Origin of the sequence: Shewanella sp. MR-4, from assembly GCF_000014685.1 — a bacterium.
Classification (GTDB): Bacteria; Pseudomonadota; Gammaproteobacteria; order Enterobacterales; family Shewanellaceae; genus Shewanella.
The window spans coordinates 4,140,353-4,162,231 of sequence record NC_008321.1 but is presented as its reverse complement, the minus strand read 5'-3'; the positions used below and the strand labels follow the sequence as shown (position 1 = coordinate 4,162,231).

Annotated in this window: 16 protein-coding genes; all 16 read left to right on the top strand. The window is 49.9% G+C overall.

What is annotated here, in order from left to right; translation table 11 throughout:
* The first annotated feature begins 160 nt into the window (after positions 1-160).
* The 16 genes from SHEWMR4_RS18160 to SHEWMR4_RS18080 all read left to right on the top strand — a co-directional run bounded on the left by SHEWMR4_RS18160 (position 161) and on the right by SHEWMR4_RS18080 (position 21,879).
* Positions 161-649: a prepilin-type N-terminal cleavage/methylation domain-containing protein gene (locus SHEWMR4_RS18160; RefSeq protein ID WP_011624208.1), complete on the top strand. Its 489-nt coding sequence runs from the start codon at positions 161-163 to the stop codon at positions 647-649.
* Positions 639-1,214 (top strand): type II secretion system protein, encoded by a 576-nt coding sequence (locus SHEWMR4_RS18155; RefSeq protein ID WP_011624207.1) that lies wholly within the window; start codon positions 639-641, stop codon positions 1,212-1,214. The genes SHEWMR4_RS18160 and SHEWMR4_RS18155 overlap by 11 nt, the downstream gene beginning before the upstream one ends.
* Positions 1,214-2,077 carry a type II secretion system protein gene (locus SHEWMR4_RS18150; protein WP_011624206.1) on the top strand — a complete coding sequence of 288 codons (864 nt, stop codon included), beginning with the start codon at positions 1,214-1,216 and terminating at the stop codon, positions 2,075-2,077. The genes SHEWMR4_RS18155 and SHEWMR4_RS18150 overlap by 1 nt, the downstream gene beginning before the upstream one ends.
* A complete protein-coding gene (locus SHEWMR4_RS18145; protein WP_011624205.1) occupies positions 2,067-2,525 on the top strand; it encodes a hypothetical protein in 459 nt (152 codons plus the stop codon). The genes SHEWMR4_RS18150 and SHEWMR4_RS18145 overlap by 11 nt, the downstream gene beginning before the upstream one ends.
* A 10-nt stretch (positions 2,526-2,535) precedes the next feature.
* The gene (locus SHEWMR4_RS18140) at positions 2,536-6,300 is read left to right on the top strand and encodes a DUF6701 domain-containing protein (RefSeq protein ID WP_083757938.1); all 3,765 of its coding nucleotides are present in this window, start codon (positions 2,536-2,538) and stop codon (positions 6,298-6,300) included.
* Between the two features lie 342 nt (positions 6,301-6,642).
* The gene (locus tag SHEWMR4_RS18130) at positions 6,643-7,692 is read left to right on the top strand and encodes a rod shape-determining protein (RefSeq protein WP_011624203.1); all 1,050 of its coding nucleotides are present in this window, start codon (positions 6,643-6,645) and stop codon (positions 7,690-7,692) included.
* Positions 7,693-7,736: 44 nt separating this feature from the next.
* Positions 7,737-8,798, top strand: a complete 1,062-nt coding sequence (mreC, locus tag SHEWMR4_RS18125; RefSeq protein ID WP_011624202.1) for a rod shape-determining protein MreC — start codon at positions 7,737-7,739, stop codon at positions 8,796-8,798.
* Positions 8,798-9,286: a rod shape-determining protein MreD gene (gene mreD / locus SHEWMR4_RS18120; RefSeq protein WP_011624201.1), complete on the top strand. Its 489-nt coding sequence runs from the start codon at positions 8,798-8,800 to the stop codon at positions 9,284-9,286. Before mreC ends, mreD begins: the two co-directional genes overlap by 1 nt.
* A 2-nt stretch (positions 9,287-9,288) precedes the next feature.
* Positions 9,289-9,873 carry a Maf family protein gene (locus tag SHEWMR4_RS18115; RefSeq protein WP_011624200.1) on the top strand — a complete coding sequence of 195 codons (585 nt, stop codon included), beginning with the start codon at positions 9,289-9,291 and terminating at the stop codon, positions 9,871-9,873.
* Positions 9,874-10,026: 153 nt separating this feature from the next.
* Positions 10,027-11,493, top strand: coding sequence for a ribonuclease G (gene rng / locus SHEWMR4_RS18110; RefSeq protein WP_049764552.1), 1,467 nt, complete (start codon positions 10,027-10,029; stop codon positions 11,491-11,493).
* The gene (locus tag SHEWMR4_RS18105; protein WP_011624198.1) at positions 11,493-15,743 is read left to right on the top strand and encodes a YhdP family protein; all 4,251 of its coding nucleotides are present in this window, start codon (positions 11,493-11,495) and stop codon (positions 15,741-15,743) included. The genes rng and SHEWMR4_RS18105 overlap by 1 nt, the downstream gene beginning before the upstream one ends.
* Positions 15,667-16,515, top strand: coding sequence for a carbon-nitrogen hydrolase family protein (locus SHEWMR4_RS18100; RefSeq protein WP_011624197.1), 849 nt, complete (start codon positions 15,667-15,669; stop codon positions 16,513-16,515). Before SHEWMR4_RS18105 ends, SHEWMR4_RS18100 begins: the two co-directional genes overlap by 77 nt.
* A 124-nt stretch (positions 16,516-16,639) precedes the next feature.
* The gene (tldD, locus tag SHEWMR4_RS18095; RefSeq protein ID WP_041408898.1) at positions 16,640-18,088 is read left to right on the top strand and encodes a metalloprotease TldD; all 1,449 of its coding nucleotides are present in this window, start codon (positions 16,640-16,642) and stop codon (positions 18,086-18,088) included.
* Positions 18,089-18,198: 110 nt separating this feature from the next.
* A complete protein-coding gene (locus SHEWMR4_RS18090; protein WP_041408897.1) occupies positions 18,199-19,620 on the top strand; it encodes a TolC family protein in 1,422 nt (473 codons plus the stop codon).
* Entirely contained in the window at positions 19,610-20,584 is a 975-nt protein-coding gene (locus SHEWMR4_RS18085) for an HlyD family secretion protein (RefSeq protein WP_011624194.1), read from the top strand. Before SHEWMR4_RS18090 ends, SHEWMR4_RS18085 begins: the two co-directional genes overlap by 11 nt.
* Before the next feature lie 80 nt (positions 20,585-20,664).
* Entirely contained in the window at positions 20,665-21,879 is a 1,215-nt protein-coding gene (locus SHEWMR4_RS18080) for an ABC transporter permease (RefSeq protein ID WP_041409179.1), read from the top strand.

Here is a 21,879-nt window from a genome sequence, read left to right as displayed (position 1 = left end):
ATTATTTCTTTTGTTTAGGCGAAATATTTGCCTTAATAATCATGTTGGCAGAAACTGAACCTAGAACCTAGAACCTAGAACCTAGAACCTAGAACCTAGAACCTAGAACCTAGAACCTAGAACCTAGAACCTAGAACCTAGCATCACGGCAAAGCGGACAATGCGTAGATTTTCCAGCGGCAGACAGTTTGGGTTTACCTTAGTCGAACTCGTGACCACTATTATCCTGATTGGGATATTATCGGTGGCGGTATTGCCGCGCTTATTTAGCCAGTCATCCTACAGCGCCTTTAGCCTGCGCAATGAATTTATGGCCGAGCTGCGCCAGGTTCAGCAAAAAGCCTTGAATAATACCGATAGATGTTACCGCGTTGTCGTGTCGGCGATGGGTTATCAAGTGAGTCAGTTTGCCAGTCGGGATAGCACTGGTTGTACGGGCTCGCCATTGTCTCCTAACCCTTTATCCAGCCAAGCTTTTCAAGGTGGCGCGCAGTTAGTGCTTATCAGTAACAATGCCAAGAGCTTTTACCTTGATTTTGATATTAATGGTCGAGCATCGCTTGCGTGTAATGGGCCATGTATCAATGTGATTGCCAATGATACTGTGGCGATTAATATCTCCAGCGAGGGCTATATTTATGCGAATTAATCCTCGGCTGTTTTCGATAAGCACATATCTAAAAGCATCCTCAAAAGCTAAACAACAGGGGTTTACCTTAATCGAATTAGTGGTTGGCATGTTAGTCATTGCCATTGCTATCGTGATGCTCAGTAGCATGTTATTTCCGCAGGCGGATCGCGCTGCCAAGACCTTGCATCGAGTCAAGAGTGCCGAACTTGCTCATTCGGTGATGAATGAGATTTGGGGCAAACGTTACGACCAAAATACTAATGCCAATGGTGGAGTGCCGGCTTGTGGGAGTCCATTAGGGGCACCTTGCTCAAGTGTGACCAATTTAGGGCCATCGGAGTGGAAATGGCCGGATGAGGGCGAGGGGCGTAACGATTTTAACGATGTGGATGACTATCACGGCTTAACTCAAAACGCCACTATGCTCAATTCCAGCAAAACTTATGCGCAGGTGTATCCAAACTATCAATTAAGTGTCTCTGTCGCCTATGGTTCTGCACCCAATACCAAGTTAGTGACCATTAATGTGACTACTCCAGATAACGAAGTGATCACTTACAATCTGGTGAGGAGCAATTACTAATGCGCTCTTTATCCGCAAAGCGCATGGCGCGCTCCAAACGGGGTTTTACCTTAGTCGAAATGGTCACTGTGATCCTTATCTTAGGCATTCTGGTGGTGGGCGTGAGTAGCTTTATTATTTTCGGCACGCGGATTTTTGTGGAGTCGAGCTCGGTCGATCAAGTGCTAAGCCAGAGCCGTTTCGCTGTCGAGCGTATGACCCGTGAGCTGCGCAGCGCCTTGCCTAACAGTGTGCGGCTCAATGGTAATGGCTTAACCTATCAGTGCGTTGAATTTGTCCCCATTGAGGCGAGCACCACTTATTTATCGATGCCGATTGCGCCGAGTGCCGCAGCCTTAACGGGAACAGTAATTCTCAATGCGACCGATAACATTAAGGACAACCAATATATTTGGATTTATCCTTTGACTGATAGCGATGTCTATAACAGCGCCAGACAAAAACGGGCACAGATTAAGACTTTTACTCCCCTAGGTGAGTCGCCTAATCCGGCTAATCAAGTCACTCTTACCTTTATGGCATCAACACGCTTTGCCGAAGCATCACCGCGGCAGCGGATCTATTTTGGTTCGAGTCCTGTGAGTTATTGTTTTGAAAAATCGTCATCCAGCAATGAGTTAATCTTAAAGCGTTATACTGGTTATGGGTTGAATGTTAGCCAACCCACGCCTAGCAGCATGAGTGCTGGGGTGTTAATGGCGCAGAATGTGGCCAATGCATTGAACGACAGTGCCGATTTACCGCTGATATTAACGCCATCGAGTTTAGTCAATAATGCTATGGTGCATTTACAACCGCGATTTAATGTCAACGGCGAGACATTTCAATATCGACATCAAGTACAGGTGATTAATGTCCCCTAACTTATTTAGCCTATCGCGCTCAGCATATCGTCAGTGTTCGGCTCACCGCCAGGGTGGCAGCGCCTTAATCATAGGTATTTTTGTCATTACCGTGATGTTTTTATTGGCCGCTGCCTTAATCAATATAGTGGAAGATGCCGATACCGGATTAACTCAAGAAGTGTGGGGAACTCGCGCCTTAGCGGCGGCGAACAGCGGTGCCGATGCGGCGCTGGCGCAATTATTTCCATTAAATGCCCCCGCTAACGCAACGGCGACATGTACTAGTGTTGCAAACTCTTGGACGCCGCCCAATGTGGTGGGCTTTCATGCCTGTAGCGTGACTTTAGAATGTACCCGGTATTTTGTGGGTTCTGTCATCCAGTACCACATTAAGAGCCAAGCGGTATGCGAGAGTGGGGATACCCGCGTGAGCCGTCAAGTAGAGGTAGAAGCCCGTGGCAACTAAGCTATCAAAAATGATATTTAACAAAATAATAGCCAAATTCCCATTAATTCTTTTGCCCATAATCATGGCATTCACATCCCATCTGGTGAAAGCTGATTGGACTACAACCTTTATAGAAGGTGTAAACAATTACAGTAGAAATGGTTCAATTACCTTCAATAGCTCTTATTTATATAATGCACCTGATAATGCGCTTATTTGGTATAGCTATTTACCAACATATAACTATATTCAAGGTGGATACAACCTTGATACTTTATGCTTAACGACTAATAACTCCTATCGTTGGTGCCGAGCAGGAAATTATATTGCCAGTTTACCTTCTAACCGTATTGATTTCTCTCAATGTTCATCTTCAAGCGCTGTAAATATCGGCCCTCCAACATGGAATAATACAAAACTTGATATCGTTGAAGGTGAATATAATCGTATTTTACTGGAGGGCGGTTCAGATAAGACAATTCGTTTTGTCAGTGATGGTGGCATATATAGAATGAAGTCCCTTACAGCTACTTCGGGTCGAATCGAACTGGCTGCTGGGCAATATTGGATTGAAACTTTATCTATTAATGACGGTGTAACTCTGGTCTTTCCATCAACTGGTACTGTGTCATTTTTTATTAAGAATAACTATAGACATTACAACTTAAATACCATCGGGCAACCAGAAAAATTTCTCATTTATAGCTATTCAAATTTCACTCTCAATGGAGGGGCATCTCTTAAATCCTATGTTGTTGCAGAAGGGAATGCGGTGCTAGAAGGTAGTTCTTCTTTGGAAGGCGCTATCACTGCAAGAAATATTAGTTTAGGTGGCAATAGTAGTATTAAATTTGACGATAATGCAGCAAAGATTGACGTTGTTCCAAATTGTAATCCTGCGCCCGTTTTACAGTGCTTTAACGATAATTTCTCTCAGAGTGCTTTAAGTAACGACTGGGTAGTATCCCGTAGTAGTGGTTCGTTTACTCCTTCGGTTGTTAGTGGTCGTATGCGCTTAACCGAGGCAAAGTCTGATCAATCCACTGCCTCAACCTATCAAAGATTATTCCCTGCTGCCAATAACTTAGTCGAGATCCAGTTTGATCACTATGCCTATGGCGGTAGTGGTGCTGATGGTATCGCGCTGGTGTTATCAGATGCGGCCATCACGCCCCAGCCTGGCGCTTTTGGTGGGCCTTTAGGTTATGGCTTTAAACCTGGCATTAATGGCTTTGCTGGCGGTTGGTTAGGCGTCGGGGTCGATGAGTTTGGTAACTTCTCCGGTGAAGGGGGAACCATAAATCGTTCGGGTCAACGTCGTCAGTCGGTTGCGGTGCGTGGTTCTGGTACTGGCACATCAGGGTATAATTATTTACGTGGCACCTGTAATAACGGTACCAGCAATACCAATGGCAACTGTTTATCACCCACGGTCGATGGCAATAATGTCTCACCTGCGCACCGCTATAAAATCACTATCGACTCGCAGGTATCCGGTCAGTCGATGGTGAAGATTGAGCGTAATACGGGGTCGGGATTTGTCACCTTAATCCCTGCTTTTAATGCCATAGATCAACAAGGGCAAGCGGCGACGCCGAGTGATTTCTTGTTGTCGCTTACAGGCTCAACTGGTGGCTCGAATAACAACCATGAAATTGATAACGTTCAAATTTGTGCCTTAAAGTCTAATCCCGTTGGGGCGCAAATCGATCATTTTGAGTTTGACCATACGGGGCAGGGATTAACTTGTAACCCCGAAACTGTGACGATTCGAGCCTGTGCCAACGCCAGTTGTAGTCAGCTTTTTACCGATCCTTTAGCGGCGACCTTGTTACCCGAATCCGCCTCCGAAGGCATATGGATTGGTGGCAATCAGGTGAGCTTTAGTGGTGGTACTGCACAATTACAATTACGGCGCAATACTGCTGGCACTGTGACTTTAGGTGTAAAAGGTTCGAGCCCGACAACCAAACCTTTAAGTAAAACCCTTTGCCGTATTGGGAATGGGGGACTGAGTGAAAATAACTGTTCACTCAAGTTCGCCGACAGTGGTTTTATCTTCGACGTGCCCGATAAATTGGCCAATAAACCTATTAATGTGTTGGTCAAAGCGGTGAATAAATCTGATGAGACTCAGCAGTGTGTTCCAAGCTTCCAAAGCCAGACCAAGACATTGAATTTCTGGAGCAGTTATCACACTCCGAGTGCGCCTATTTCGCCAAAAGCCGTCACCATCAACAATACGGCCATTGGCACTTCAAGCGCCTCGCCTACTACGCTGAATCTGAAGTTTGATACTAACGGACAGGCAAGCATTTCAGTGAATTATCCCGATGCGGGCAAATTACAACTCGATGCCCAATATATCGGCAGTGGCAACGAGCAAGGCCTGGTGATGACAGGCTCGGATCAATTTGTCAGTGTGCCTGCGGGGTTGTGCGTCAAACCCGTGGACGCCAGCGCCAGTTGTCCAAGTGCGGATATGAGCTGTAATGCCTACCGTAAAGCGGGACAGAATTTCGGTATGACGGTCCAAGCTATGGCTTGGGAAGACGACCGCGATACGGACTTTTGCTCGGGCAACTTACCTACGCCTAACTTTAGTGACCAAGCCATGACACTAACCAGTAAAGTCTTTGCGCCAAACATTGCCAGCGGCGGCCATGATGGCGCATTAGGCGTGGCATCCTATAGTCATGCTATCCAAGCCAATAACCTTAATAGCATCACCAATCAGACGATTAGCGAAGTGGGGGTATTCCAAATCGCGGCGCAGGCGAGTCCTAACTACCTTGGGGTGGCCAGCAGCTTAAATATTCCGATTGGCTATTCAGCCAATATTGGCCGCTTTGTGCCCGACAGATTTTTAGTGGGCGATATTTCTGTCGTACCTGCCTGTGGCAGTTTTAGCTATATGGATCAACTCTTCCCGATGTCGATGAGCCTCAAAGCCTTAAATATCGGCGGCGCGGTGACGCAGAACTATTTCCCACCCTTCTCCCTCGCGACCGCCAAATTAGTGGGAGAAAACAACAACAATGGGGTCGATTTACAGAGTCGCTTAAGTTCCTTACACATTAAGGCTGATAGTTGGGTTCAAGGTGTGGCGACGGTCGATGGCACTTACCGCGCTAACTTGAGCCGAGTGACCCCGAATGTGACGACGAATCTATATCAAGATGGTCCCTTCGAGCTGCTCGATATTGGTGTGCAGTTGATGGATAACGATCCTCGACCTAATGGACTTTTTAGCTATGTGGCATCGCCTGATATGAATGCGGCAACCACAGGTAATTGCACTAACTGTAATGCCAAGAAAATCACCACGCAGATCCTGCGCCATGGCCGAGTGGTGATGGACAATACCTATGGTCCAGAAACTGAAATCCTCAGGATGCCGACCCGAGCCGAATATTGGAATGGGACTAATTGGGTATTAAATGGCGATGATAGCTGCACTATTGCTACCTACAGCCTTGAGTCGCAGGTGGATAATGCAGGGCTGGGTTATAACTTTGATCCGGATTTGACCACAGGGCAGAGCATTAATCGCTCCGGCGCTACATCAGCATTCCAAGCGGGGCAGTTTGATTTGCTGTGGCGAGCGCTCACCTCAAGTGGCAATTTATATCGCGGCCAAGTGACCGCGCCTTTAGATGTTCCGACTTGGTTAGAATGGTATTGGAATTGGAATGGGCTCTCCCCAACTAGCTTATCCGATCCCCGTGCGAGTGCATTTTTTGGTCGTTACCGTGGCCATGACAGAATCATCTACTGGCGAGAAGTTAATTAAGGCTGTTTTCAATTTGATTTTGCTAAATTGGGTTTCAGCTTTGGTGATTGATCATGAGGCGGTGGTTTTTGAGGCGGCGTTGCAAACTGTGATACAAGGGAAAAATGCAATAAACAGGTTTTACTAATGTTGCCAACTTGTATTGATAGTGGTTTTTAACTGTTGGATTTTTCGCCAATAAAGCGCTTTTTTCGATTAAATAGTGTTTTTGAGCGGCACATTTGAAAAAAAAACACTCCATTAGCGATTGTTAACCTCAACGGTCTTGTGGAATCAGGGTGGCATTGATAAAGTTAGCTGATTTTTCTTTTCTTCTGACTCCACAGAATACAGGCTAGTTACATGTTCAAGAAGCTGCGTGGCATTTTTTCTAATGATCTATCGATCGATTTGGGTACAGCTAACACCTTAATTTATGTTCGTGATGAAGGCATAGTCCTCAATGAGCCTTCTGTTGTTGCTATACGTGGTGAGCGTAGTAGTTCTGGTCAGAAATCTGTGGCCGCTGTCGGTACTGAAGCCAAACAAATGTTAGGCCGTACCCCAGGCAATATCCAAGCAATCCGTCCGATGAAAGACGGTGTGATTGCCGACTTTTATGTGACAGAGAAAATGTTGCAGCACTTTATTAAACAAGTGCATAACAACAGCTTTTTTCGTCCAAGCCCACGCGTTTTAGTCTGTGTTCCCGTTGGCGCAACCCAAGTTGAACGCCGTGCGATTCGCGAGTCAGCCATGGGCGCAGGTGCCCGTGAAGTTTATTTGATTGAAGAGCCTATGGCAGCCGCAATCGGTGCGGGTTTACCCGTATCTGAAGCCACAGGTTCTATGGTTGTGGATATCGGTGGTGGTACCACTGAAGTTGCCATTATCTCCTTGAACGGTGTGGTGTATTCCTCTTCTGTACGTATCGGCGGTGACAAGTTTGATGATGCCATCATCAACTATGTACGCCGTAACTACGGCAGCTTGATTGGTGAAGCAACGGCTGAGCGCATCAAGCACACTATCGGTACAGCTTACCCAGGCGATGAAGTATTAGAGATTGAAGTCCGTGGTCGTAACTTGGCCGAAGGTGTACCTCGTAGCTTCACGCTGAACAGCAACGAAATTTTAGAAGCACTGCAAGAGCCATTATCAGGCATTGTGAGTGCAGTCATGGTGGCATTAGAGCAATCGCCGCCAGAATTAGCGTCTGATATCTCTGAGCGCGGCATGGTATTAACCGGTGGTGGTGCCTTACTGCGTGATTTAGACCGTTTATTGATGCAAGAAACTGGAATTCCAGTCATGGTGGCGGACGATCCTCTGACCTGCGTAGCGCGTGGTGGTGGTAAAGCCCTTGAAATGATTGATATGCACGGCGGCGATCTGTTCTCCGAAGAAACCTAATCTAACTTCGGTATGGGGCGGTTAATCACCGCCTTAGCTTTCCTATGAAGCCTATTTTTGTTCGTGGTATTTCGAACCAGTTCCGTTTAACACTGGCAATTATCCTGTCGGTGATTTTGCTCGCCGCAAATCACCGTCTCGAGCCTGCCCGTGAATCCCTTTCATCTGCCTTAAGTCCCATCCAATACCTTGCGAGTGTGCCCAGTGCGATCCTCGATTGGTCATCGGAGAGTTTTGCTACCCGCAATATGCTGGCATTGCAAAATAAAGAGTTGTTAAGGCAGCAATTATTAATGAGTGAACGTCTGCAGCGTTTCGAGCATCTGCGTCAGGAAAACGAGCGTTTACGCGCCCTGTTGGGGTCGCCTGCCTATCAGGATTCCCGCAAGATGGTGGCCGAAGTGATGGAGGTGGCTAGCGATCCTTCTCACCATTATGTGGTGCTGAACCACGGTTCGCGCAGTGGGGTATTTGTCGGTCAACCCGTTGTTGATGCTCAGGGCGTAGTCGGTCAAGTTGTACAGGTTAGTGAGATGACCAGCCGCGTGCTCTTGCTCTCCGATGTGTCCCACGGTTTACCCGTGCGAATTACCCGTAACGATGTGCGTTTAGTGGCTAACGGTACCGGTGAGCTCGATGAGATTGAACTGCGCCATGTGGCCAAGAGTACCGATATTCGCGTTGGCGATTTATTAGTGACCTCAGGCCTTGGTAATCGCTTTCCCGAAGGTTATCCGGTGGCGCGGGTCATGGAAGTCTTAACCGAAGATGGTCAGAGCTATGCGCGTGTCACGGCTCAGCCGTTAGCGGCGCTCGATAGGATTCGTTATCTGCTGTTGATTTGGCCATCCCCAGATTCTGGCGTGACTTTACCGAACCAACTCCCTGTGCCTGCGGCGGATCATCCTGCGGAAGAAGCTAAACCCGATGCCGGCACTGGCAGTACTAATCCTCAAGGGGCAGCTGCTAATGCGAGTGCGCCTAGTAACGCAGCTCCTAATACCACGGCTCCTAATACGACAGTGCCTAATACTGGTGCGACGCCAAGCAATGCTAATGGTGCATCGAATGCAGCCATCACTCAACCGCCAGCCGAGGTGCACTAATGAGTTTACAAGCTGCTAACGGCAGATTCGTGGTATGGCTGACCTTATTTGTTGGATTATTAAGTCAAATTATGCCTTTGCCTACGATTGTCGAAGCCTGGCGTCCCGATTGGCTATTGATGATCTTAATTTATTGGTCCATTGCGCTGCCCCATAGATATAACATTCTCACGGCCTGGCTGATGGGATTGGCCCTCGATATTCTGCTCGGCGCCACCTTAGGCGTGCGCTCGCTGGCCATGTCGCTGGTGATTTATATTGCGATTTTGCATTGTCAGCGTTTACGTAACTTCCCTAAGTGGCAACAGTCGCTGGTGGTGATGGTGCTGATCGTTATCTATCACCTGATCATCTACTGGGTCGAGTTTGTGATGGATGGCGCTAAGTTCCATACGGATCTGTTTTTACCCGCACTATCTGGGTTGGCATTCTGGCCATGGATTTTTTGGATTTTACGTCGTGTTCGACGTCATTATAAGGTTCGTTAGTCGTGAATTTAGTCTTAGCCTCAACCTCGCCGCGCCGTAAAGAGTTATTGACTCATATTGGTTTAGGCCGCGCCGAGTTTCGCTTTACCCAAGTGGCACCGGATATTGACGAAACGCCTAAAGCTGGCGAGTTGCCTCGGGACTATGTTCAGCGGCTCGCGGCCGAAAAGGCACTGGCAGGGCTTGCATTATGCTCAGGCATGTCACAGCCTGCTGTATTAGGTTCTGATACTATCGTCGTGCTTGAAAATGAAATATTAGGTAAGCCTGTCGATGAGGCCGATGCCAAGCGGGTACTGCGCGCACTTTCGGGTAAGGCGCACACTGTGATGACAGCTGTCGCCTTAGCTAAGGCTGACCAAACCTCTGTGCGTTTAGTCGAAACCTTAGTGCGTTTTTGCGTGCTGTCGGACGCCGACATCGATGCCTACGTTGCCTCACAGGAGCCAATGGATAAGGCGGGCAGCTATGGGATCCAAGGTTTGGGCGGTTGTTTTGTCGAATCTATTGAGGGCAGTTACTCCTGCGTGGTGGGCTTGCCATTAGTGGAGACTCGCGAACTGTTATCCGAGGCGGGCATACGCTAATGGATACAATACAAGGCGTTAGTTGAGTATCCGCTAGACAAACTTCTGTGATATAGGTTTTCAGGCTTAACACATACTGAGATTAATTTAATTTCCCTAATGGGGTGAGTCGTGAATACCGGTCGCTTAAATCCGAATAAAGTTCAGCGCAAGATGGGTTCAGAATTACTGATTAACGTAACCCCATCTGAGGCACGTGTAGCTCTGGTTGAGCATGGCGTGCTGCAAGAAGTCCATATCGAGAGGCGCATGAAGCGCGGTCTAGTGGGCAATATTTACAAGGGCAAAATCAGCCGTGTGTTGCCCGGCATGCAAGCCGCCTTTGTGGATATTGGCTTAGATAAAGCCGCGTTTTTACATGCCTCCGATATTGTGCCGCACACCGAATGCGTGGCCGATGTGGAAAAAGGCCATTTTGTGGTCCGTGATATCGCCGAGTTGGTTCGCCAAGGGCAAGATATTATGGTGCAGGTGGTAAAAGATCCGCTCGGCACTAAAGGTGCGCGCCTGACCACAGATATCACCCTGCCTTCCCGTTATCTGGTATTTATGCCCGGCTCAAGCCATGTAGGGGTCTCCCAGCGGATTGAGCAGGAAGAAGAGCGCAGTCGTCTTAAGAAAATCACTCTGCCTTTCGTCGATGAAGACGGAGGCTTTATTATCCGCACCGCCGCCGAAGGCGTAGGTGAGGACGAACTTGCTCAGGATGCGGCTTTTTTGCGCCGAGTATGGTCTAAGGTCTCCGAACGTCGTCAGCGCCGTGGTGTGGCACTCTTGTATCAAGACCTCGCCCTGCCAGTGCGGATTGTGCGCGACTTTGTCGGAACCGAGCTCGATAGAATTCAAGTCGATTCGCGCCGCACCTTTGCCGAGCTGCAAGCCTTCGCTCAAGAGTTTATGCCGGAAATCGCCGACAAGATTGAGCACTATTCAGGACCAGCTCCAATTTTCGATCTCTACGATGTGGAGAATGAAATCCAGCGCGCCCTAGGTCGCAAGGTCGAGCTCAAATCGGGCGGCTATCTGATTATCGATCAGACCGAGGCCATGACCACGGTCGATATTAACACTGGTGCCTTTGTCGGCCACCGTAATCTTGAAGAAACCATCTTCAACACTAACCTCGAAGCGACCCAAGCCATCGCGCGGCAACTGCGGCTACGTAATCTCGGCGGCATCATCATTATCGACTTTATCGATATGCTGAGTGACGAGCATAAAACGCGGGTACTCAATAGCTTAAATAGCGCGCTCGCTAAAGACAGAGTCAAGACGAATGTCAGTGGCTTCTCGGGTCTGGGATTAGTCGAAATGACCCGTAAGCGCACCCGAGAAAGCTTGGAGCATGTGCTGTGCGGTGAATGCCCTGCCTGTCAGAGCACGGGTAGCATGAAGACGGTTGAAACGGTTTCCTACGAAATCTTCCGCGAAATCATCCGCTTGAATCGAGCCTATGACGCCGATGAGTTTTTGCTTTACTGCTCGCCCGCTGTGTATAACAGCTTAAGTGGCGATGAAAGTCATCTGGTCGCCGAGCTTGAGGTCTACATAGGTAAACGCATTCGCCTGCAAAATGAGCCCATGTATTCCCAGCATAAATACGACGTGGTGATGATGTAGTGGCAACGCTTTTTACTGCGAAAAAACTAAGCCGTTTTTGTTGGCAATTACTGGCGCTGATCTTAGTCTTGTTTGCCCTGACGGTAAGCTTGATCCGCGGATTATTGCCCCAAGTCGACGGTGTGCGTCAGCAGTTAGTTGAGTATGTAAAAAGCGAATATCAAATTGATGTGCAGGTCGGCGAGTTATCCGCCCAGTGGCAGGCCTTTGGCCCGGCCGTGACTGTCGATAATCTGGTTATCCCACCGCAGGAAAAACTCCCCGTCACAGTGCTGGTCAAGAATGTCCAAATTAAATTGGATTTTTGGCAATCGCTACTGACGACCAGCCCACGCATCGAAGATGTGAATTTCGATGGCGTTCATATTGCCCTCGATATCGACAAATTATCGGGCAATAAAGCGCAGGGCGCGGCCAATCAAACTTCGCAAACCGATTGGTTATATAAATTACTCCTAAAGCAGCTCGAGCGTTTTTCGCTGACGGATGCCTCGGTGCAACTGCTTAGTTTGCAGCATGAATATCGACCCATCCACATTCGCCACCTTAACTGGCGTAATAGTGGTGAGCGCCACCGCGGCGCAGGGGAAATTTACCTCGATAATAATGCCATGGTAAATGAGTCGCTGGGTTTGCAACTCGATCTTCAGGGTGACGCAACTGCGCCTGATACGTTGAAGGGGCAAATCTATCTTGCGGCCCAGTCCTTAGATTTGGGCGAATGGGCATCACGCCAACCGAATCCCTATGATCCGAGCAAGAAGTTACCCTTAGAAGGGGTGGTCAATCTTAAGGCGTGGTTTGATTTTGCCCATCGTAGCATCAGCGCGGGCTTAGTGCAGTTTGAACCCAGTTGGCTGCAATGGTCGATGGAAGGTGAGCCGCAAAAGTTTGAAATCCAGTCCGGCAGCATTAGTTGGCTACCTAAGGAAACAGGCTGGGAGATCCGCAGTGCGGATTTGGATTTTGTGACCAACGGCGAGCATTGGCCTGACCTTAAGCTTGCGGCCAAGCAGCAAGACGATGCTTTTTATGCCTATGTGAGTCGCTTGGATTTACCGACCCTATTCCCACTCTTGCCATTATTTCCGGGCGTCGATTTAGCCGTACTGCAGCAGTGGTTTCACCTCGCTCCGGAGGGGAGTGTCGGGCCGATTCGCCTCTATCAAAGCGCCAAGCAGCCCTTGCTGGCCAGTACTCATATCAAGCAATTGCATTGGCAGAAAGTCGGAGGCATACCTAACACCAACCCTTTAGAGTTAGCATTGCAGTGGCAGCATGACAGTTTAGTGTTTTCACTGCCCGAGCAAACCTATACCCTCAATTATGGCGAACAGTTTTCAGCGCCTTTAGTGCTGCATGGCGCTGCGTTAACCGGCGCTTTCGACACCCAAAAGGCGACCTTATCCGTGCCTCAGGTGCAGCTTGAAAACGACGATATTGGCGTTTCCGCCGCCTTAAAACTGGATTTTAGCGCTGAAACCAGTATGTCACTCGCCGCCAATGTGGCCGTCAAAAATGCCGCCAATGCGGATAGATACTTCCCCGTCAAAGCCATGGGCGAGGCGCTGGTGGAATATTTGGATGGTGCTATCAAGGCGGGTCAGAGCCAAAACGCACAAGTGTTATGGCAGGGCGCCTTAGCTCATTTTCCCTTCGAGGATAATAGTGGAGTCTTCCAAGCGGCCTTTACCTTAGAGAACGCCGTGTACCAATTCCAACCCGATTGGCCAGCGGTGACTGAGCTTTCTCTCGATGCCTTATTTGAAAATGCCCGCATGGATATCTGGGTCAACCAAGGCAAATTGATGAATGTGGTGGCCGATGGTGCCCATGTGTTTATCCCCGAATTAGGCGAGCATTCGCTGTTAAAAATTCAGGCCGATCTCGCCACCAATGGTAGCGCCGCCACCCAAGTGTTGCAGGCATCACCCCTTGCCGATACTGTGGGCAAGACCTTAAGCGTCGTACAAGTGCAGGGCGCGGTCACAGGTAGTTTAGACATCAGCATTCCCTTATACGAGGGTGAGGCCGAGGATATCCGTGGTCAAATTGCCTTTGATAATACGCCAGTCTTTATTGCCCAGCCTGGTTTGCAGCTTAAGGCGGTGACGGGCACAGTGCAGTTTGCGAATGAGATTGTAGAAGGCAAAGGCATTCAATCGCGCCTATTTGAGCAGCCCTTCGAATTTAGTTTTGCCACTAAACCCGAAGGCAAAGATTTTGCGCTTAATGTGGATATGAAGAGCCGTTGGGATCTCAGCCGATTACCACAAGAGCTGCAAAATCCCTTGAGTGAGTTTTACCAAGGTAAAGTTGCTTGGGGTGGCAACTTGAATATGGTGTTCGACGATCAAGGCTATCAAATTCAAGCCAATGTGGGTTCGGATCTGGTTGGCGCAAGCTTGAAATTACCGGGTGCCTTTGCAAAACCCGAAGATGAACCTAGACCCCTAATGGCGGAATTTTCTGGCGATCAACAAACGGCGACGCTCAGGGTTAAACTGGATAAGCAGGCCGAGTTTGTCGGTGGCTTCGAGGCCGAAAAGGGCACCCAATTTAGCTATTTTGATTTGTTATTGGGTCGACTCTTCGATGCAGGCGAGGTGCCCAATACCGAGCAGGGACATATCCAGATCGATGTGACCAGCGGCAAACTCATCAATTGGTTGCCAGTGATCAATGCCTTTGTCGGCACTGATCATCAGCCTGTCCGTACTGGTATTTTGGTCGAGGAGGCGAGCCATTCAGCTTTGTTCCCCTCGGTTGCTGGGATTGATGCTAATATCGGCAAGTTTGATTTATTGGGGCAAGGGCTGACCGAACTCAGATTGAGTGCCAAGCCAAACGAAAATGGCTGGCGTTTCGATGCCGTGGCCAGCGAGTTTGAGGGCACGGTCGATTTTTATCCGAATTGGATGACCCAGGGCTTAAAAGTTACCGCCAATAAGTTTTATTTCTCCCCCGAAGTTAAACCCGAAGGGGAAGGCGATTTCGCTGCGGACCAGGTGCTCACCAATTTACCGCCCGTCGCGGTGAATGTGGAAGATTTTCGTTTCTTCGATAAACCCTTTGGCAAGCTGGTACTGCAGGCGAGCCCACAAGCTTCGGGCTATCGAATTCAAACACTGTCTTTGACGACGCCAGAGGTGTCATTACAGGGGAATGGTATTTGGCAGCAACAGAATGGTCAGAACCAAACTGAATTAACGGTGAGTTTGAACGCCAGCCAGTTTAATTATTTGAGTCAGCAATTAGGCATCGACCCTGGAGTGAATGAGGCGCCACTTAAGGTGAATGCCGAGCTAGCTTGGCAGGGGGCGCCCTATGCGTTTTCCCTCGAAACCTTAAACGGAAAAATGAAGTTTGAGCTGGGTAAGGGGCATTTATCCCAAGTGAGCGATAAGGGCGCGCGGATTTTTTCTCTGTTCAGCCTCGACTCATTAGTGCGTAAGTTATCCTTAGATTTCAGTGATGTGTTCGGCCAGGGCATGTACTTCAACTCTTTTAGTGGCAATCTACAAATCGATAATGGTGTGGTTAAAACCACGGATACCGAAATGGATGCGATTGCGGGCAATATGAAGGTGCGTGGCTATACGGATCTCACCAGCGAAAGCTTAAATTACGATATCCGCTTTGTGCCGCAGTTGGCGTCGAGTGTGCCGACTGTAGTGCTGATCAGCACCAGCGCTTGGACACTAGGCCTTGGCGCTTTTGCGCTTACCAAAGTGCTCGAACCTGTGATTGAGGTGATTTCTGAAATCCGTTTCCGTGTGACCGGCACTATGTCTGAGCCAGTGGTGGAAGAGCTCGAACGTAAGAGTAAAGAGATCGAGATCCCCGAGTCGATTCTGCCGATGGTGGGGGGCGAATTGCCTGCACCAACCGAGGGCGCTGAGCCTAAAACCGATGCCGAACCTGTCAACAACAGCGCCCCAGTAAAGGCCGAAGGTAAACAACAGGCTGAGCCCGAAAAAAACAATGAGCAGCCTGCGCCAGATGCTGATAAACCTAAAGAGGAACCTGCAAAAGCAGTCGAAGAGATGTCGCCGCAAACGCAGACTCCTCTCGATGCTCAGCCATCTGAGCCGCCCCAAGTCGAACCAGATCAGCCTAAGCCTGTGAGCCCTAAGGTGGCATTGTCGATAAACACAATTCAAGGAGATAGCCATGCGCATCAGCCTGTTGCAATGTCAGAGCAGTCGCGACGTCAGCGCGAATCTGTTGTTTATCGAATCGCAGCTTGAGGAATTAACCCGTCAGCGTCTGCAATGGGATAAAGATGCTCCTCATTTAGTGGTGCTGCCAGAATGCAGCCTGCTGTTTGGTGGCCATGAGAGTCAGCAACTCGCCTATGCCGGCGACAGTCATCTTAGCCCGTTAAAATCTGCCTTAAGTGCCTTAGCCGCCCGTTACTGCGTGTATATGGTGGCGGGAACCATCCCCGCGCTGGCGGAGGATGGGCGAGTCTACAGCCGTTGTTATCTGTTTGATGATAAAGGTGATACCTTAGGGCAATACGATAAACTGCATCTGTTTGATGTGGATGTTGCCGACGGCACTAAGCAATACCGCGAGAGTGAAACCTTCTGCCCCGGCAATCATATCAGCGTCATCGACACCCCGTTTGGCAAAATTGGCTTGACCATCTGTTATGATTTACGCTTTCCGGATTTATTCAGGGCGCTGCGCCTCGCGGGAGCCGAGATTATTACCGTGCCTTCGGCCTTTACTAAGGTCACGGGAGAAGCCCATTGGCAGGTATTATTACAGGCCAGAGCCATTGAAACCCAATGCTTTATTTTGGCCGCTGCCCAATGGGGCGCACACAACGAAGGCAGTCGCGAGACCTGGGGGCAGAGCATGGTAATAGGTCCTTGGGGCGAGGTGATTGCCGAGCAGAAAACCGGTACAGGTTGGGTGCATGCCGATATCGATGTGGCCGAGGTGCACAGCATCCGCAGTAAAATGCCCGTGGCGCAACATAATCGCTTTACTGCACCGAACCTTAAGCCTTGAACAGATTAAGCCTTGAACGATTAAGCCTTCAACAGATTTAGATGAAATAGACTCACAGCGAATTTAAGTTATTTTAAAAATGAGTGAGTTGCCAATTTTAGCCAAGCTTTCAGAGAGAACCGCGATGCCTTTTTTAGCACAAGTAGAGCAAAGTTTATTAAAGGGTGGCTTAGCCCTAGATGGGTTACAGAGTTATTTAAACACCATACATCAACATAAAGTCGATTTTTCCGATCTCTATTTCCAAGGTAGTCGCCATGAATCTTGGGTGCTCGAAGATGGCATTATTAAAGATGGTAGCTTCCATATCGAGCGTGGCGTCGGTGTGCGTGCCATCAGCGGCGAGAAAACCGGTTTTGCCTATGCCGATGATATTACACCAGCGGCATTAAGCGCTGCGGCCGAGGCGGCGCGTGGTATTGCTGGGGCGGGTGAGCAGGCCAAGGTGCAGGCTTTCAAACGTCAACAAGCCTTGGCGCTGTACGATAGTCTCGACCCTATCGCTGCCATGGAAGAAGTGAAAAAAATCAATCTGCTGAAAGAGGCCGATGCCTATATCCGTAGCCTCGACAGCCGCATTATCCAAGTGGTCATTAGCCTAGCGGGTGTGCACGAAGAAATTCTGGTTGCCGCCAGTGACGGTACCTTGGCCGCCGATATTCGCCCGTTAGTGCGCTTTAATTGCAGCGTCATTTTAGAAGAAAATGGCAAGCGTGAACGTGGCAGCGCCGGTGGCGGTGGTCGTCACGATTACAGCGTGTTTATGGTGACGGATGAAACCGGTTTACCTATGTGCTTTGCCTTCGCCCGCGAAGCGGTGCGTCAGGCGCAAGTCAACCTCAACGCCATCGATGCGCCAGCCGGAGAGATGCCTGTGGTACTCGGTAATGGTTGGCCGGGCGTGTTACTGCACGAGGCCGTGGGTCATGGCCTAGAAGGTGACTTTAATCGCAAGGGCAGCAGCGCCTTCAGTGGCATGGTCGGCGAGCAAGTCGCTTCGAAACTGGTGACTGTAGTGGACGATGGCACGCTTGCGAATCGCCGTGGCTCACTGAGCATCGACGATGAAGGCGTACAAACCCAGAGAACCGTGTTAATCGAAGACGGTATTCTCAAAGGCTATATGCAGGATAAATTAAATGCTCGCCTGATGGGCGTGGCACCGACGGGGAATGGCCGCCGTGAATCCTATGCGCATCTGCCTATGCCTCGCATGACCAACACTTATATGACGGCGGGCGAGTCTGATCCGAGCGAGATCATCAAGTCGGTGAAGAAGGGCATTTATGCGCCTAACTTTGGTGGCGGTCAGGTGGATATCACCTCAGGCAAGTTCGTGTTCTCCGCTTCTGAAGCCTATCTGATTGAAAATGGTGAAGTGACTCAAGCGATTAAGGGCGCTACCCTGATTGGTAATGGCCCAGAAGCCATGAGCCAGATCTCCATGGTGGGTAACGACATGGCCCTAGATAAGGGCGTTGGTGTGTGTGGTAAGGATGGTCAAAGCGTGCCTGTGGGTGTCGGTCAACCGACCCTCAAACTTGACCGTTTAACCGTTGGAGGTACGGCATAACCCGCTTGTTTACTGTCTAGGCAGCACTTAAGGCGGTGGGTTCTAGCCGCCTTCCATGATGGATGTTATCATTTGCAAAGGAAATTAGAGTAACTACTCTAGAGGTGTTAATGAAACTATCACGTTTGGCATGGCTGTGTTTATTGCCTTTGCCCTCGCTATTGCCGTTAGCGGCCAATGCCCAGGCCAGTAGCTTTACTGAGGCTTGGCAGCAAGTGCTTAAGGTGAGCGATAAACTCCAGGCCCAATCCCAAGAGGTGAATCGCGCCAAGGGCGAGCAAGAGGCGGGCGAGAGTTTAAATCTGCCGTCCCTCAGCCTGAATGGCAGTTATACCCACCTCGAAAAACCAATCGAATTAGATTTAAGGGATCTTAATCCCTTAGCCTCGCTTGACCCTGCGACCTTACCACCCGCACTCGGCGGCGCCTTGGCGAGTATTCCAGGTTCGTTATTTGTCACGCCATTTACCGAGCAAGATATTTTCCGCGCCAGCTTACAGGCGATGTGGCCGATTTATACTGGCGGGCAGATCACCGCGGCGCAAGGTATTCATGCCGCCATGGTGGCCGAGAAGCAACAGGAATTACAGTTAGCGACCCGCGACTTATTCACTCAGTTGGTTGACCGTTATTATGCCGTCGATGTGACTCAATCCCTCGTCAGCACCCAAACCGAGCTGGTGGCCTCCTTAACTAAGCATGTTGACCACGCGCTAGCGCTGGAGCGCGAAGGGCAAATTGCTAAGGTCGAGCGCCTGAATGCTCAAGTTGCCTTAGATAACGCTAAGGTCAATTTAGGCAGCGCCCGCCGTCAACATGAAATGGCTGTGATCGCCCTATCGCGCATGTTGCAGCAGAGCGATGTCAGCACTAACTCACCTTTATTTGTGTTGCCACAGGCGCCTTCATTGGGGGATTTGACCCAAGTGACCCTGAGCCAGCATCCTGCACTTAAACTGCTCGAGGCTAAAGAGGCGCAGGCGAATGGCTTGGTTTCCTTAGAGAAAGGCAAATATCATCCGACTGTGTTCCTCTTTGGTAATTACACCTTATATGAAGATGACAGCTTGTTTTCTAAGGTGGAGCCGGATTGGATGGTGGGTGTCGGCGTAAAAGTGCCCTTGCTGAGTCGCGATGGCCGCAGCGGTAAAGTGGAAGCGGCTAAGAGTGCCTTGCTGCAAGCCCGTTACACTAAGGCGCAGACCCGCCAAGACTTAAGTTTGCTGCTAGACCAAAGTTACCGCCAGTTATTGCAGGCTGAGGAAGAGGTCAAGGCACTGAATACCTCACTCGAACTGGCGAGTGAAAACCTGCGTTTAAGGGAAATTGCCTTTAACCAAGGGCTTTCGACTTCTATCGACAGGGTCGATGCCGAATTAAAACTGAGTGCCGTTAAAACCCAGCAGCTTGGTGCCAGTTATCGCTATGTGCAAGCCTATGCCAGATTAATGGCCATCAGTGGTCAATTAGATGAATTTATCGGTCGCAGTGCCACAGGCGCTCAATCGCAGGAGACTATCAATGCGCGCTAACAGAATCCTTGCCCTAACGGCGTTGGTCGCATTAGGCCTTATCTTAGCCTATGGGCTCAAACTGGCTTACAGCCCAGCGCCGAACCTGTTACAGGGGCAAATCGAAGCCCGTGAATATAACGTATCATCCAAAGTGCCAGGACGGGTAGAGCAGGTGCTTGTGCGCCGTGGCGATAGCGTCAGTGAAGGCGATTTGTTATTTGCCATTCATAGTCCAGAACTGGATGCCAAGTTGATGCAGGCCGAAGGCGGCCGAGATGCGGCTAAGGCGTTGCAACAGGAGGCGAATAACGGTGCCCGCACCCAAGAGGTGATGGCGGCTAAAGAGCAATGGCTCAAGGCGCAAGCGGCGGCAACGCTGGCAAAAACCACTTATACCCGAGTGGAAAATCTCTTTAACGAAGGGGTTGCCGCAAGACAGAAACGCGATGAAGCCTTTACTCAGTGGCAAGCGGCCAAGTACACAGAGCAAGCCGCATTAGCCATGTATCAAATGGCCGAAGAGGGTGCGCGGGTCGAAACCAAAGCCGCAGCGGCGGGTAATGCTCGCATGGCTGAAGGGGCGGTGAAAGAAGTCAGTGCCATTATGGCTGACAGCCAAATGCGTGCGCCTAAGTCTGGGGAAATCAGCGAAGTATTGTTGCAAGCGGGAGAGTTAGCACCGAGCGGCTTCCCTGTGGTCAGCCTTATCGACATGCAGGACGCTTGGGCAGTATTCCAAGTGCGTGAAGATCAACTCAAACGCTTTAAAAAGGGCGATAAACTGCCATTAACCATTCCTGCGCTGGATAAAACCGTGGAGTTCACCGTCGCCCATATTAGTGTGATGGGCGACTTTGCGACTTGGCGTTCAACCGAAAGTGGCCACGATTTCGATATGCGCACCTTCGAGGTGGAGCTGCGCCCAACTGCGCCGATCCCCGATCTGCGTGTCGGTATGTCTGTGCTGCTCAGTGCTGAGTAACGATTGTGGCCAAGTCACCGAGCGAGCCTAAGCCTTTGAATAAGTTTCAGAATGCGGCGCATCCTGCATCCTCTGGCTTTCTGGCGCAGCTAGTGGCATTAGTGCGCCGCGAGCTTAGGGCGCTATGGCGCGATCCTTGGCAACTGGCCCTGATCAGTTATATCCCGCTGCTCGGCATCTTGTGTCTCTGGTGGCTATTTAGTGCTGGGCTACCACGGCAATTACCCGTGGCGATTGTTGACCAAGACCACAGCCAGCTGAGCCGAATGTTGACCCGTCAACTTAAAGCCAACCCTGTCACCGAGCCGCGAAGTTTTACCGATCTCCCTTCGGCCGTTGCGGCCATGCAACAGGCGCAGGTCTATGCCGTGGTGGTGTTTCCCCATGATATGAAAAAGGATTTACTCACCGGCCATAAACCGACAATCGATGTGCGTTACAACAGCCAGTTTTTGTTGGTGGGTAAGCTGTTGTCGAGTCAAATTCAGTTGAGTCTAGGCGATGGGTTGTTGCAGATCGCAGGCCTTAAGCAGCTGATGACGGGCACGCCAAAATCCCAAGTGGCGGTGAACTTAAGCCCAGTGAAAAGCCAAACGACCGCACTGTTTAACCGTAACAATAACTACATAGGTTTTTTAGTGCCGCCGGTATTGGTCGCGCTGTGGCAGTTGTTATCCATGTTGGTGATGGCCAACAGCTTAAATCGCGAGTTGCAACTTAATGCCGCGCATTCAGAGGAGGGGCTCTCCAATCGATTGACCGAGCATTTTTGGCCTAAAGTGTTGGCTAAAATCCTGTTATTTACCCCGATATTGATGCTCCAAGGCGGGTTTATCCTCGCTTGGCTGTATCTGTATCTGGCTTTGCCTTTTGCGGGCAGTTTAGCGCTGCTGCTAGTTGCTCAGTTGTTCATGCTGCTGGCGGTGTGGAGCCTTGTGTTGTTTATCTTTGTGCTGATGCGTGATAGCGCGCGGGTCATCAGTTTTTGTACTGCGCTGTTTGCGCCAGCCTTTGCTTTTATGGGGATCACTTTCCCCACCCATGAAATGCCGCAACTCGCCCAGTGGTGGCGACTCATCATGCCATCGAGCCATTATATTGAGTCCCATGTGAGCGTGGTGAGTTATGGCGCGGCGTGGCCGACGGTAGCGCAGCAATTGAGTAGTTATTGGGGTTTTATCGGTTTATTGCCGCTGATTTATCTCTTGGCTCACAAATTACTGCCGATGACGGTAAAAGCTCAGGCTGAAGCGGCGGAATACGACGCGGCGCCTCTGCCTGCGAAGGGGCAATAG